The sequence below is a fragment of the Actinoplanes sp. NPDC049668 genome (assembly GCF_044465445.1).
Taxonomy (GTDB): Bacteria; Actinomycetota; Actinomycetes; order Mycobacteriales; family Micromonosporaceae; genus Actinoplanes.
The window spans coordinates 91233-104100 of record NZ_JBITLR010000009.1 but is presented as its reverse complement, the minus strand read 5'-3'; the positions used below and the strand labels follow the sequence as shown (position 1 = coordinate 104100).

Sequence of the window (12868 nt, the reverse complement as noted above, 5' to 3'; positions counted from 1 at the left end):
TTTACTTATATAAGGGCACGCTGATAGCGTACGGTCGTGCATGCGTTCGACGTGCTCGGCGACCCGGTTCGCCGGCGGATCCTGGAGCTGCTCGCCGACGGCGAGCAGCCCTCCGGCGCCGTGACCGAGGTCATCCGGGCCGAGTTCGGCATCTCCCAGCCGGCCGTCTCACAGCACCTACGGGTGCTGCGGGAGAACGGCTTCGCCACCGTCCGCCCGGACGGCGCCCGGCGGATCTACGCGGTCGACGACAGCGCGCTGCGCGAGGCCGACGAGTGGCTGGGGCGGTTCCGGCGGTACTGGACACCGCACCTCGCCGCCCTCGCGACCGAGGTGGCCCGCGGTAAACGCGCCCGCCGCCTCGCCGCCGACCGACCCGATACACCCGATCAAGGAGAAATCGATGGCTGACGTGCAACAGCAGATAAATTCGGTACGCCGGACCGTCGGCACCCGGCAGCTCGAGGCCGGCGAGGCCCGGATCTCGACGATCAGCCAGGTGTACGACACCGGCATCGACGACCTGTGGGACGCGGTCACCAGCGCCGAACGGATCCCCCGCTGGTTCATGCCGATCTCGGGCGAGCTGCGCGAGGGCGGCAAGTACCAGCTGGAAGGCAACGCGGGCGGCACGATCTCGCGCTGCGACGCGCCGAACGGCTACTCCGCGACCTGGGAGTACGGCGGCGAGGTCAGCTGGATCGAGGTGCGGCTGACCCCGGAGGGCGACGGCCGCACCCGCTTCGAGCTCGAGCACGTCGGGCACGTGGCGCAGGAGCTGTGGGACCAGTTCGGCCCGAGCGCGACCGGCATCGGCTGGGACATGGGCCTGCACGGCCTCAACATGCACCTGACGGACCCGGCCACGGCGCTCGACCCGAAGGACGGGATGGCCTGGATGCTCTCCGACGAGGGCAAGCTGTTCTCCCGGCTGAGCAGCGACGCCTGGGCCGAGGTGGCCATCGCGGACGGCACCGACCCGGTGGTCGCCCGCGAGCGCGCGGACCGGTGCTACGCGGCGTACACCGGGGCCTGACCTTGCGGTTGGCGCTGGACGCGCTGTTCGCCGACGTGCCGGCGGAGCAGGTCTCGCAGGCCCGCGACTTCTACCGGACCAGGGTCGCGGGCCGCGGCCCCGGGTCCCGGGCGGAGCTGATGGAGGCGCGGGCGAAGCGGCCCGCGCCTCCCACCGCCGATCCGCCCGCCGCGACGGAGACGATCGAGGGCGTACGGGTGCGCGTCCTCACCCCCACCGGCGGCCCGCCGCGCGGCGTCTACCTGGACATACCCGGCGGCGGTTTCTACCTGGACTCCGCGGCGCGCGGGGACGAGCGCAACCGCCGGCTCGCGGAGGCCCTGCGCCTGGTCGTGGTCAGCGTCGACTACCGGCTGGCGCCCGAGCACCCCTGGCCGGCGGCGCCCGACGACTGCGAGGTTGCGGCGCGCTGGCTCGTCGAGGAGGCCGGCGCCCGGTTCGGCACCACCCGGCTCGCGATCGGTGGCAGCTCCGCGGGGGCCACCCTCGCCGTGGCGACGCTGCTCCGGCTCCGGGACGGCGGCGCCGCCGGCCGGTTCGCCGGCGCCGCACTCCAGTTCGGCACCTACGACCTGAGCGCGCTCACCCCGGCCGGCCGGCGCATCGCGGACGAGTACTTCATCCAGGCCTACGCCGGCCACGTGGCCGATCGAACCGCCCCCGACGTCTCCCCCGTCTACGGTGACTTGCGCGGGCTTCCGCCGACGCTGCTGATCGTCGGGGCGACGGACGTGCTGCTGGAGGACAACCTGGCCATGGCCGGCCGGTTGGCGGCGGCCGGCAACGACGTCGAGCTCCGGGTCTACCCCGAGGCGCCGCACGGCTTCACCGGTCACCCGACGGCGATGGCCAGGACGGCCCTGGGCGGGGTCGAGTCCTGGCTACGCGACCGCATCACGCGGCCGTAGCCTTCGCCTCCCCGCCCCGGTTTGTTCGCTACTCCTTGGCCGCGCCCGCTCCGGAGCGGCGGTAGGCGAGCAGGCCGACCACCAGGGCGGCCAGGCCCAGCGCGATGCCGACCAGGCCGGCCCAGTTCACGCCCACGGTCTCGGACTCGGTCTCCGCGGGGGCGGCGGCCTCCGCGGCCGGCGCGCTCGCCGCGGCGTGCGAGTCGGAGCCGCCGGCGGTGAGCTTCAGGACCGGGGCGGGCTTCTCCGGCTCGGTGCCGTCGGTGGTCGGCTCGTCGATCCACCGCACCACGGTGCCGTCGGAGTAGGTCTGCAGCGCCTTGAAGACCACCTGCGGCACCTCGGGCAGCGGCCCGAGCGAGACGTCGAACTCCTGGAACTGCCCGGGCTTGATCGCGGCGTCGCCGGTCGCGGTCCAGGTGATCTTCGAGACGGCCTCGTTGAGCTGGGTGCCGTGCGCCTCGATGGGCTTGGCCAGCTTCGTCTTCTCGGCCACCATGGTCCACCCGGCGACCGGCTTGAGCGACACCGACGCGAACGGGGCGTCGGCGGGCAGGTTGACCTCGACCTTGACGGTGTTGGTGTCGTCGCTCTCGTTCGGCACCCGGAACGTAACCTTGGTGTAGCCGCCCTGGACGGCCGTGCTCGGATTCACCGTGACGTGCGCGGACGCGGGCACCGCGAGGGCGAGGGTGAACGCGGCGACCGTACCGGCCACCACCGCCGAACGCTTCAACAGCGACATCGAAAACCTTCCAGATCAAACCCGGCCGGAGCGCCGGGCACGGTCATTGGTCGCTGACCTTCCCACAAAAGTTCCCGCCATTTTCGGTACCCGGCCAGGGCTCGACGAGCGAGTGTCAACCTGGCCTCCGGCGTCGCTCAGTCGACGACGGTGACGGGGGTGCCCGGTGCGATGTTGCGCAGCAGCTTGCGCTGGCCGGCCGGCGGCATCCGGACGCATCCGTTGGAGACGCTGCGGCCGAACGCGGCGTCGCTGCGCCAGCCGTGCACCCCGGTGTGCGCGCCGCGCAGTGACCACGCGACCGCGTCCCGGTCCTCGGGCACCGAGCCGAGCACCAGGGCGTCCAGCCCGGCGTAGGCGCCGCCGCGGGTGCCCGTGCGACCCAGCACGAAGGTGCGCCCCAGCGGGGTCGGCGTCGCGGCCGCGCCGGTGGCGACGGTCCAGCTCTGCCGGCGTACGCCGTCGCGGAACCAGGTCAGCTCGTGCGCGCGGCGCCGCACCACCAGGTGGTCGCGCAGCGTCCGCGCGGACCACCCGTGCGGCGGCAGCCAGCCCATCCGCCGGTTCGCCGTCGGCATCAGCACCGCCACCCAGCCGGAGCGCCGCGAGACCACCGGCAGGACCACCGGCAGCCCGCTGATCACCGGCGGGAGCACGGCCCGCGGCCGGCCGCCCGGCGCGTCGTAGACGACGAGGTTCCCGGCCGGCTGCACGCCCGTGGTGGACAGCGGGCCCGCGTCCGCCGGCAGCCCACGCGGCCCGGTCAGGTAGTCGATCACCGGCAGCCCGGGCGGCGCCGGCGCGGCCGGCGGGATATCGACGACCGCCGGGCGCGCGGCGATCCGCTGCCAGACCGCGGCGGACGGCAACGGCACGCTCGCCGCCAGAACGGACGCGGCGACAACGGTAAGACAGGTCCACCTCCAGCGCATCCGCACCACGCTAGTGACGGCACCCGCGCCGAACTGTCCGACTTCACCCGCCGTTACCGAATTGAGCCTTCACGCGCCTGCCGTGCTCCCGCGCACGATCAGGCGCGGGTTGAGCACCACCTCCATGCGCTGCTCACGGCCCTCGTCCAGCCGCTGCACCGCGGCGAGCACCGCGTGCCGGGCCTGGGCCGCCGGATCCTGGTTGACCGTCGTCAGGTCGATGTGGGCGAGGCGCGCGAGCGTGCTGTCGTCGTACCCGATGACCGAGATCTGGCCCGGAACGTCCAGGCCGGCGCGCAGGAACGCGTCCATCAGGCCGACCGCGCAGCGGTCGTTGGAGGCCACGACGGCCGACGGCCGGTCGTGGGCGGCGGTCAGCAGCCGGCCCGCCCGGATCCCGCCCTCCTCGGTGTGGTCGCCGGGCACGATCCTGATCTCGTCGGCGAGCCCCGCGCGACGCATGCCGTCGCGGTAGCCGCGCCGCCGCGCGGCGGCGACCACGCCGCGGCCGCCGTCGACGAACGCGATGCGCCGGTGACCGAAACCAATCAGATGGTCCAGGGCCTGCGACACCCCGACGTGATCGGCGGACCGGACCACGTCGACGTCCCCGACCGCGACCCGGCGGCCGATCGACACGACCGGGACCTGCGCGGCGAGCGCGGCCAGCCGCCGATCCGCCGCGTCGGGCCCGAGCAGGAGCAGCGCCTCGCAGCGGAAGTCGAGCAGCGTCTCCACCGCCCGGTTCTCATCGCGATGCCGGGTGAGCGTGGAGAGCACCACCTCGTAGCCGATCCGGTCGGCCTCGGCCTGGATCTCCTCCACCAGCTCGGCGTGGAAGGCGCTGCGGATGTCGAGCATGACGCCGAGCAGATGCCGGCGCCGGCGCGCCAGCATGCTCGCCGTGCGGTCGGCGCGATAGCCCAGCTCGGCGGCCGCCTCGAGCACCCGGCGGCGGGTCTCCGCGCTCGGACCGGGAGCGCCGCGCAGCACCAGCGAGACCGACGCGGTGGAGACGCCGACGCGGGCGGCGACATCATCGAGCCGCGGCCTTTGATCCACTATGGCCCCCCTTGACATCCAACGAGATCGACTCGGATAGTACTCGAAGTTAAAGCGCTTTAAGAGCGTCCCGGGAGGTTCCCCCGACATGGCACATCCACCCCTCGGCGTAGCCGTCATCGGCGCCGGCATGGTCGGCCGCGCCCACGCCAACGCCTACCGCAACGCCGCCACCGTCTTCGAGGCCGGCCCCGCCCCACGCCTGGTCGCGATCGCCGACCTGCACGAGCCGTTCGCGGTCGACGCCGCCCGGCGCTACGGCTACTCCCGCGCCGAGACCGACTGGCGCGCCGTCATCGACGCGCCCGACGTCGACGCCGTCAGCGTCGCCGTCGCCAACGACCTGCACCGCGAGATCGTCGAGGCGGCCCTCGCCGCCGGCAAGCACGTCCTCTGCGAGAAGCCGCTCGCACCCAGCGTCGGCGACGCCCAGGCCATGGTCGACGCCGCCGCGGCCACCGACCGCATAGCCGCGGTCGGCTTCACCTTCCGCCGCTCCCCCGCCCTCAACGCCCTGCGCGAGCAGGTGCTGAGCGGCACGCTCGGCCGGGTGCGGCACATCGTCGGCAACTACTGGACCGACTACGGATTCGATCCGCAGCGCCCGATGAGCTGGCGCTACACCGGCGGCCCGGGCTCCGGCGTGCTCGCCGACATCGGCAGCCACATGGTCGACCTCGCCGAGTTCTTCTGCGGACCGACCACCGGGGTGCAGGGCACCTCGTTCAGCACGCTGATCACCTCCCGGCGCAAGCCGATCGGGGTGGCCGTCGGGCACGCCGGCGGCGTCGAGCTCAGCGACGAGCGGGTCCCGGTGACCAACGAGGACCTCTGCACCTTCACCACGACGTACGGCGGCGGCACGCTCGGCACGTTCTCGCTGTCCCGGGTCGCCTACGGGCACGCCAACTCGCTGCGTGTCGACCTGTTCTGCGAGAACGGCACCGCCTCGTTCGACCTGACCCGGCCAGCCGAGTTCAGCATCATCGACGACGGACCAGGGCAGGCGGTCAACGGCGCCCGGCAGGTCTACATCGGCCCCTGGCATCCGTACGTCGCGCGCGGCCTGCCCATGGACTTCCCCACGGTCGGCCACGGCCAGAACGACTTCTTCGTGTTCCAGGCCCGCGCCTTCCTCGACCAGATCGCCGGGATCGAGCAGCTCCCGCCCTGCCCCGACCTGGCGCACGGCCTGCACAACCTGCGCGTGCTCGACGCGATCGTCTCCGCCACCGACAAGCCCGCACACCTCTGACCCCCGGAAAGGCCCGCCCCCATGAAGCTCGGCGCCTACACCGCGTGCCTGCACGACCGTTCCCTCGACGAGACCCTCAAGATCCTCGGTGAGCTGGGCCTGACCAGCGCCGAGATCAACGCGGGCGGCTTCGTCCCCGCCCCGCACCTGCCGATCGACGACATCCTGGCCAGCACCGGCGCCGCCCAGGACTACCTCGGCCGCTTCGCCCAGGCCGGCATCACCCTGACCGGCCTCAACGTCAACGGCAACCCCCTCAACCCGGACCCGCGCGTCGGCCCACGGCACGCCGCCGACCTGCACCGCGCCATCGACGTGGCCGCCGCGCTCGGCGTGAAGCGCATCGTGGCGATGTCCGGCCTGCCCGCCGCGCACCCCGGCAGCACCGCCGCCAACTGGATCGTCAACCCCTGGGACAGCCAGTACCTCGACATCCTCGACTACCAGTGGCAACAGGTCGCCGTCCCGTTCTGGAAGGACGTCGACACCCGCGCGGCCGCCGCCGACGTCAAGATCTGCATCGAGATGCACCCGCAGAACCTCGTCTTCAACCCGGCGACCCTGCAGCGCCTCGTCGAGCAGACCAACGCCACCCACGTCGGCGCCGAACTGGACCCCAGCCACCTCTTCTGGCAGGGCATGGACCCGGTCGCCTGCGTGCGCCACCTGGGCGACCTGGTCTTCCACGCCGCCGCCAAGGACACCCGCATCAACGCCGACAACGTCAAGCTCTACGGCGTCCTCGACGACCGCTTCACCCGCACACCGGCCGACGCGGGCCCACTCAACCTCGGCGGCGACAACACCCTCAACCAGTGGCCGCCGAACCCGTCGTGGGAGTTCGTGGCCGTCGGCCGCGGACACGGCATCGAGGACTTCTGGGTCCCGTTCCTGCGCGCCCTGCACGACGTCGACCCCGACATGGCGGTGAACATCGAGCACGAGGACCAGGAGTTCGACCAGGTCGATGGCCTACGCCTCGCCGCGGAAAACCTCCTGGCCGCCGGCGCGAAGGCCGGCGTCTGACCCATGGCCGCAGTCCGCTAAGCCCTGCCGTCGACCGCCGCGACAGTCCGCACCGCCACCCCCGCCAACCCAGGCACCTTCGTCGCAATCGCCATCCGCGACAAGGGCAAAGCGTCGGCCTTCGCGGCGTCGACCGGCACCCCCACCGCCTACAGCTCCTACGAGGCGTTGCTGTCCGCCCCGACATCGACGCGATCTACGTAGTCCTCCCGAACACCCCACCACACCGAATGGACCATCAAGGCCCTCCGCTCCGGCAAACATGCCCTCTGCGAACACCCATCGCCACCACCCGGGCCGACGCCGTCCGCTGCTTCGACGCCGCCGCCGAACCCGGCCGAGCCCTGACCGAGGGCTTCATGCGGCGCCTGCACCCCCAGACAACCCTGGCCCGCAACCTGGTCGCCGCCGGCGCGATCGGCCGCACCGCCCACATCCGCACCGCCCTCCACAACCCGACCGCCCGACCGACATCCGCCGCTCGCTCACCCTGGCCGGCGACGCCCTCGCCGACCTGGGCTGCTACTGCACCACTGCCATCCGCCTCTTCGGCGACGAGCCCACCCAGCCAACCGCCGAGGCCCTCTTCGACACCATCGACGGCGTCGCCGGTGTCGACATCCGCTTCTCCGCCCTCCTCCGCCTCCCGACGGCGCACTGGCCACCTTCGACGCGGCCCTGGACCTCCTCCGAGCCGACGAACTCGAACTAATCGGCCCAGAAGGCGCCCTCGTGCCGCGCCGAGCCGGGCCGCACCGCGCTGGGCCGCGCTGGGCCGCGCCGGGCCGGAGCGGACCCTGTCGCGCCGCGGCAGGTTAGATCGGGCCAGGCCAGTCCATGCCGGCCAGAGCCGCACCGGGCACCCAAAGCCGGACCACAACAAGTCGAGCCAGGCCAGCCCTCGTCGGGCCATGCCAGCGGGCCGTTGCGGGCCAGGCCGGAGCGGGCCAGGCAGGGTGGGTGCGAATGTTCTTGGGTTTCGTGGAGTGGTGGGGTGGAGAGGCGGCTGGCGGCGGCGATCGGAGTGGCTGGTGCGGTGGTGCGGACCGACGGCTGTGTTGGTGGGGAAGTCGGTGGCCGGGTGGGGGTGTGGCTGTTTGACTGCCGCGTGTGATCGGTGAGCGGAGGCTTCGCAGGTGCATTGAGGACTCGTGGGGGCTGGCCGAGGCGACGGTTGATGTGCACAACGGCGGGATGAACTCGGCGACGTGGTTTGTCGGGGTGGGTGGTCGGCGTTGGGTTGCCAAGGCTGTCGTTCCTGGCTCGTGGCGGTCCTTCGCGGCGGGGCTTGCGGTGGCTTCTGCGCTTGAGGGCAGTGGGGTTCCGGCGGGGGCGCCGGTGGTGACTCGCCAAGGGGGAACGGTCGTTGACGTTGACGGGGTTCCGGTGGCGTTGCTGAGCTGGGTGCCGGGTGAGGAGCTGTCGGGAGCGGATCCGGGCGACCAGCGGCTGATCGGGGTGACTCTCGCGCGGGTGCACCGGGCGTTGCTCGGCGTGTCGGTGCCGGGCATGGAGCGGTTTCACTGGGTCGATCCGCGGGGTGAGCACCTGGGCGTTCGCCCATGGATTCGGGGTGCCGTTGCGGGGGCCGTCGCGGCCTATGACGAGTTCGGTGCGCGAGATCTGTCGTGGGGGCTGCTGCATACCGATCCGGCTCCGGAGGCGTTTCGCCTGGATCGGGCGCGTGGTGTATGCGGGCTGATCGACTGGAGTACCGGTATGAGTGGGCCGCTGCTGTACGACCTGGCTTCGGCGGTCATGTATGCCGGGGGTCCGGAACGTGCCGGGTCGCTGATCGAGGGCTACCTCGATCAGGGGGTGGTTTCGGGGGACGAGGTGGAGCGAGGGCTGCCGGTGATGCTCCGGTTTCGGTGGGCGGTGCAGGCCGATTACTTCGCTCGCCGGATCGCGACGGGTGATCTCACCGGTATCGAGAGTGCCGTCGGGAATGAAGACGGGTTGGCGGACGCGCACGCCTGGTTCAGCGGACCGGGCGGTCCGGGCGGCGGGCGGTCCGGGTCGGACGGATACGGCCGGGTCTGGGGCGGGACCTAAGCTTGCCGGGAGTCTCCGACGGATGCGGGAGGGTCAGGTGCGGCGGATGCTTGCGGCGGCCACCGCGGGGTTGGTGATGCTCGCCGCCGTCGGGTGCACAAGCGACCCGGCCGCGCCGGAGATCGCCGACGCCACGGCGAGCCGGCCGGCGGCGGGCGGGCCGGCGGCGGGCGATCCGGCGGTGGGCGGGCCGGTGCAGGCGCGGGACGTCGATGCTGCCGGGGACAGGCTTCGGATGAGTGTCGGGCCGTTGATCCGGTCCGGGGATGTGGTCGTTCTGACGGTTCAGACCACACTTGACCCGGGCGCGAGTGGCGGGGCCGTGGTGAGCAGGCACTTCTCGGCGGTGCAGTCCACGACGTTCGATGCGCCGCGGCTCGTGGACGAGGCCGGGCGGCGGGTCTATCTGGTCTCGGAGAGGCGAGCGGGCGGCGGTTGTGCCTGCACCGGATTGTTGCGGGTCGAGCCGGGTGAGACGGGGTCGCTGCAGGCGGCGTTCGGCGGGGTGCCGGCGGGCGTGGAGCGGTTGTCCGTGATGCTGCCCTATGCCGGCGTGTTCGCCGACGTGCCTGTCGTCGACGGGACCGTGCCGGTGCCGGCCGCCGGGCGGGGCGGCGCCAGGCGGGTGCGGGGGCCTCTCGATCTGGCCGACGTCGCTCCCTCCCATGCGGCGGCGCTCGGCGCGTACACGCAGCGGCTCGATGTCGGGCTTCGTACTCGGCGGGCGGGTGGGCGGGTCGACATCAGTCTCGACACCGACGTGTTGTTCCGCCTCGACAGTGCGGAGCTCACGGGCGGCGCCGCCAAGACCATCGCCGCGGCGGCCGCCGATGTGGCCGCGGCCGGGCCCGGGCCGTTGACGGTCACCGGGCATACCGACAGCACCGGCTCCGCCGCGCACAACCAGGCCCTCTCGCAGCGGCGGGCGCGGGTTGTCGCCGATGCGCTCCGGGTGCGGTTGGCGGACGGCGGCGACCGGGCCATGAGCGTCGCGGCCAGGGGCGAGAGCGAGCCGGCCGCGCCCAACGACTCGGCGGCCAACCGGGCGCTGAACCGCCGGGTCACCATCACGTTCCGCGAGCAGGGGGCGGCGGCGGGAACCGCGGCGCCGGACGCCCTTCCCCGTACCGAGGGCGCGCAGGGTAAAGCGCCGGACGGGGTCGAGGTCGCGCTGCCCCTGAACCGCGGAACAATCCGGTTCGTGCCCGGGCCGGCGACCGTTCGGGGGCCGTTCCTGCTGGTGAGTCTCGCGGCCCGCAACACCGGCGACCGCAACGCGACGATCCTCGACTTCCTCGGCCAGGGCGTCTTCACGGTCCGGGACGAGTTCGACCCGTACGCGCGGTACGGCGCCGCCGGCGTCCGGCTGCTGCACGGCGACACCGCCGCCTACGGTCTCGACTACGAGCTCGAGCCGGGTCGGCACCGCTGCCTCTGCGATCGCCTGCTCAACCGAGCGATCCCACCGCGGAGCGAACAGGTCCTGACGCTGTGGTTCCCGGCGCCGCCGGCCGGCACCCGGACCGTCACCATCGACGTCCCCGACCGCCTGCGCATCACCGACGTCCCGGTCACCTGACCACCGGGCGAAGCGCCCCGGCCGCATTTGCGGTGGACGATCCGCTCATTCGGTTCCAGGCACAAGCGAATCCCGGATCTGCCCGGGAGGGTCGGCGCGCGCTTCGCCCGTGCCGGGCATTTCGCGGGATCCGATTCAGGGCAGGAGACGGCATTCTACGTAGGGCCTTCGCCACGTACCCGCCAAATCGAGGAAGTGTCCGGAATCGGAGCGGGGCCCCGGAGTTGATCCAATTCAACGACCCGCAGGCCGGACACCGTTTACGGTGACCAAATGCGTATATTCACCAAAAGATCCGTCAAGTTGGCCATCGGTCTCCCGGCGGCGATCGCCATTTCCGCCGGAGTCGGCCTGACGGCCACGGCGGCCGACGTCGCCGCGTCCCCACGCGCCGCGGCCGCGTCCTCGACATCCGCATCGGCATCGGCATCGGCCGACGCGACTCGCGCTACCGGCGCTACCGGCGCTGCCCCGAACGGCGAAGACAAAGCTGACATCTCAAAACGGCTGAAGGACTCCCTGCTCACCGCGCCTGACCTGCCCTCGGGCTACTCCGTCGCGCTGGAGCCGAGCCCCAGCGATGCGACCTCGTTCGACGACGTGTGCGCGATGTGGGGCGATGAATCCGACGATGCGTCGAAGTCGCTGCGCAGGCTGACGGCCGCCAAGGCGGCCGATGACGACTCCGCGATGGTCATGTTCATGAACGACTCTCAGATCGTGCTCGAACACATCGCCGTCATCGGCGAGGACAAGGCCCGGGCCGTCGTCGACCAATTCGTCAAAGCACCGAAGCGCTGCCCGGTCATCAAGTCGGGCGAGGGCGACGATAAGGCTCGCGTGACGCAGTCTTCGCTGAAGGTGCCGTCACTCGGGGACGCCTCGTCCGGCCTTCAGATCGTCTTCGAGACGGGCGAACCGCCCTCCGCCGTTCAGATCAAGCTGGTCGCGGTCGCGTGGCAGGATCTGTCCCTCGTCCTCATGTACCTGGGCACGGACGTACCGGACCAGCACGAGGTGGAGAAGATCGCCGCCAAGGCGGCAAAGAAGCTCCAGCCGAACAAGTAGACCGGACCGCCCTGAGCGGCACGACTATGGCCGGCGATTGAGCCTTGCCAGCTTCGCCCGGGCCGCAGTGCCCGGCGGTGGCCTCGGCCCGGACACCTCCGGCCGGGGCCACATTGGATGACCGGGCCTGCGTCTCCGCCCGCCCCGCCTGCTGCCGGCCGACACGTCCGGAAAGGGCCACACCGGCATGCCGTGGACGCGCGCACGTCGGGCCCGGAGCAGGTTCGGTGCAATGCGACCTCGACATCAGATTCGAGTACCCCCGCACGCCCTCGATGGCACCGACGCCGGTGCCCTGCTCAAGAGGACAGGGCACCGGACGGGTGGAGGTCGCGCCGCCCTCAACCGGTTCGCGCCCGAAGTGGCGACCGTCCGCCGACCGTTCCCGCCGGGCGAATCTCGCGGATTCGCAACACCAGCGACCGTATGGCGACGATCCTCGGCCGCGTAGGCTCCGCTGCTCTGCCATCCCCTGCTCAACCAGGCGATCCCACCGCGGGCGAACAGCACCTGTCATTGTGCTTCGCGGCGCCGCCGGCCGGCACCCGCACCGCCTGCGCAGTGCCGACGTCCCGGTCACCTGACCGCAGGCCGCATTACGCCGAGTCGATTACCTGGCCGGTTCTACATGAATGAGCAAACGGGTAGGAATTCGATTCTTCATTCCTGGACCGGCGGGACGACTGCCGCCGCATTTCACGACATTCGATCCAGGCTGGAGTCGGCATTCCACATAGATTCACGGCACACACACCACATCATGGAGATGGCGGGAACCGGCGCGAGCCCCAAAGGTAGTCCAATTCAACAACCCTGAGTCGGACGCCCTTCTTCGAGTTGTTCGCGACGAGTTTCTTGATGTTGAGCTGGGTGAGGCGGGCCTTGGCGAGGATCTCGTCCGTGGTTGCGGTCCACTGGAACGGTCGCGGGTTGGTGTTCCAGGAGGCGATGTAGGCCCGGATGGTCCGGATGAGGACCTGCACGGAGGCGAAGGTGCCACGGCGGATGGCCTGGCGGGTCGCTGTCCGCCCACGGCATGAGCGGTCAGGCTGGGCACATCAGGTCTACACCAACCGCGCCACCAAACGCTCCTGCTTTTGCTCCGGCATGTACCAGGTCGCGGACTCGACCCCGACGCGCCCGTGACCGCAGATTCGCGAGCCCTCGCACATCCGGAGCACGTCATTCGGTCCCACATCCCA

12 protein-coding genes are annotated in these 12868 nt (G+C 71.7%); 8 read left to right on the top strand and 4 right to left on the bottom strand.

Translation table 11 applies throughout. The features are described from left to right. Positions 1 to 36: 36 nt before the first annotated feature. Genes ACIBSW_RS33865 through ACIBSW_RS33855 form a run of 3 tightly spaced genes read left to right on the top strand, consistent with a single transcriptional unit; the run spans position 37 to position 1944 of the window. Positions 37 to 411: a metalloregulator ArsR/SmtB family transcription factor gene (locus ACIBSW_RS33865; RefSeq protein ID WP_354723729.1), complete on the top strand. Its 375-nt coding sequence runs from the start codon at positions 37 to 39 to the stop codon at positions 409 to 411. After that, on the top strand, positions 404 to 1036 hold the full coding sequence (locus ACIBSW_RS33860) for an SRPBCC family protein (RefSeq protein WP_354723731.1): 633 nt from the start codon (positions 404 to 406) through the stop codon (positions 1034 to 1036). The genes ACIBSW_RS33865 and ACIBSW_RS33860 overlap by 8 nt, the downstream gene beginning before the upstream one ends. A 2-nt stretch (positions 1037 to 1038) precedes the next feature. After that, positions 1039 to 1944: an alpha/beta hydrolase gene (locus tag ACIBSW_RS33855; protein WP_354723733.1), complete on the top strand. Its 906-nt coding sequence runs from the start codon at positions 1039 to 1041 to the stop codon at positions 1942 to 1944. 28 nt (positions 1945 to 1972) lie between these two features. On the opposite strand, the gene ACIBSW_RS33850 is transcribed toward ACIBSW_RS33855, so the two are convergent. The 3 genes from ACIBSW_RS33850 to ACIBSW_RS33840 form a co-directional block, all read right to left on the bottom strand. Beyond that, positions 1973 to 2689, bottom strand: coding sequence for a YcnI family protein (locus ACIBSW_RS33850; protein WP_354723735.1), 717 nt, complete (start codon positions 2687 to 2689; stop codon positions 1973 to 1975). A gap of 137 nt (positions 2690 to 2826) precedes the next feature. Further along, positions 2827 to 3621 (bottom strand): L,D-transpeptidase, encoded by a 795-nt coding sequence (locus tag ACIBSW_RS33845; RefSeq protein ID WP_354723737.1) that lies wholly within the window; start codon positions 3619 to 3621, stop codon positions 2827 to 2829. A gap of 69 nt (positions 3622 to 3690) precedes the next feature. Then, on the bottom strand, positions 3691 to 4683 hold the full coding sequence (locus ACIBSW_RS33840; RefSeq protein WP_354723739.1) for a LacI family DNA-binding transcriptional regulator: 993 nt from the start codon (positions 4681 to 4683) through the stop codon (positions 3691 to 3693). A gap of 88 nt (positions 4684 to 4771) precedes the next feature. Here ACIBSW_RS33840 and ACIBSW_RS33835 point away from each other — a divergent pair, with 88 nt between their 5' ends. The 5 genes from ACIBSW_RS33835 to ACIBSW_RS33815 all read left to right on the top strand — a co-directional run bounded on the left by ACIBSW_RS33835 (position 4772) and on the right by ACIBSW_RS33815 (position 11666). Beyond that, on the top strand, positions 4772 to 5938 hold the full coding sequence (locus ACIBSW_RS33835; protein ID WP_354723741.1) for a Gfo/Idh/MocA family oxidoreductase: 1167 nt from the start codon (positions 4772 to 4774) through the stop codon (positions 5936 to 5938). 21 nt (positions 5939 to 5959) lie between these two features. Then, complete coding sequence (locus ACIBSW_RS33830) at positions 5960 to 6964, top strand: sugar phosphate isomerase/epimerase (RefSeq protein ID WP_354723743.1); 1005 nt, start codon at positions 5960 to 5962, stop codon at positions 6962 to 6964. Positions 6965 to 8158: 1194 nt separating this feature from the next. Then, the gene (locus tag ACIBSW_RS33825) at positions 8159 to 9019 is read left to right on the top strand and encodes a phosphotransferase (protein WP_354723796.1); all 861 of its coding nucleotides are present in this window, start codon (positions 8159 to 8161) and stop codon (positions 9017 to 9019) included. 22 nt (positions 9020 to 9041) lie between these two features. After that, entirely contained in the window at positions 9042 to 10598 is a 1557-nt protein-coding gene (locus tag ACIBSW_RS33820; RefSeq protein WP_404799539.1) for an OmpA family protein, read from the top strand. A 273-nt stretch (positions 10599 to 10871) separates the two neighbouring features. Continuing rightward, positions 10872 to 11666 (top strand): hypothetical protein, encoded by a 795-nt coding sequence (locus tag ACIBSW_RS33815; RefSeq protein ID WP_354723747.1) that lies wholly within the window; start codon positions 10872 to 10874, stop codon positions 11664 to 11666. A 758-nt stretch (positions 11667 to 12424) separates the two neighbouring features. Here ACIBSW_RS33815 and ACIBSW_RS33810 read toward each other — a convergent pair. Then, positions 12425 to 12649: a hypothetical protein gene (locus ACIBSW_RS33810; RefSeq protein WP_354723749.1), complete on the bottom strand. Its 225-nt coding sequence runs from the start codon at positions 12647 to 12649 to the stop codon at positions 12425 to 12427. Between the last annotated feature and the right edge of the window lie 219 nt (positions 12650 to 12868).